General features: G+C 60.0%; 1 protein-coding gene and 1 pseudogene. One reads left to right on the plus strand and one right to left on the minus strand.

All coding sequences use genetic code 11. The features are described 5' to 3' along the window. Positions 1-313: 313 nt before the first annotated feature. Positions 314-382 (plus strand): annotated as a pseudogene (locus PU724_RS33795) (M81 family metallopeptidase); the annotation flags it as partial. Positions 383-738: 356 nt separating this feature from the next. On the opposite strand, the gene PU724_RS33800 reads toward PU724_RS33795, so the two are convergent. Then, on the minus strand, positions 739-959 hold a 221-nt coding region (locus tag PU724_RS33800), incomplete at its 5' end, for a hypothetical protein (RefSeq protein ID WP_426213833.1).

Genomic DNA, 959 nt, shown 5'->3' on the forward strand with positions numbered 1-959 from the left:
GCCACACTGAGGCGCCGTGGCGCTCGCGAAGGAGGCCGGGCGCTGCGAAACCCCGGCCATCTCCGCGCCCGGCCTCCTTCGCCCCAAGCCGGGAGCAAAATGGATGAGGCAACGCTTGAATCTCGGGAGCATCGTTACGTGAGGCAATACGGCCTCTCTCCCAGATTGTCGCGCTATACTGCGGCTCGGAGGGCGGACATTCCGCAATCTTGACAGGAGTTCCGAACCCAACATCCCACCCCCGTCAACCATGAGCATCTCGCGCGATCGGTTCGCGCAATGACAGCCGTTCTCCCTCGCAGTCGAACGTGGTTGCGACGCGATTCTTCTCGACCTGCACGGGGCTATGGTGACGCGCAGCTTCGATGACGGCGAGCCGTGACGAACGGGCTGAACTCGATCGGCCTGTAAAAATATCGAGTTCCTTTGCAGGAGCGCGAAAATCCCGATTCGGATCGGTAGCTGGCGAAGGGGTCCGGGGCGGAGGCAAGATCCCGACCCACGTCGCTCGAACGTGATGCGCTTGTCGGTCGTTGGCGGTGTGCCGCGCGTCCAGTGGAGTTCGTTTGGATCGGAAGCGCGGCCGTCGAAATAGGGCCGCTCGTTGAAGTCGACGATCGCCCATATTCTCTCGCTCGCTGTGAAAACTGCCGACGTAGCGCAGTTTCTGACAAACTTTGCTCTGGCCGGGATAGCCCAATTCGCTCGTATCCTAGTCACCTGGAACCAAAGTAAGCTTCATTTTGTTCGGCTTCTGTCACAAGAGCAGGAGTTTGATCGATGGTTGGCAGGCAAGCGGACGTCGTCGTTCTGAGCGACGCGGATAGAAGTCTTCTCGAATCTCAGGTGCGCCGGCATAAAGCGCCACGCTCCTTGTCGGATCGATGCCGGATGATCCTTTTGTGCGCGCAGGGTTTGCAAAGCAAGGACGTTGCCGAACGCCTGGGGGTTCACGAGCA

The sequence above is a fragment of the Mesorhizobium abyssinicae genome (assembly GCF_049887195.1).
GTDB classification, from domain to species: domain Bacteria; phylum Pseudomonadota; class Alphaproteobacteria; order Rhizobiales; family Rhizobiaceae; genus Mesorhizobium; species Mesorhizobium abyssinicae.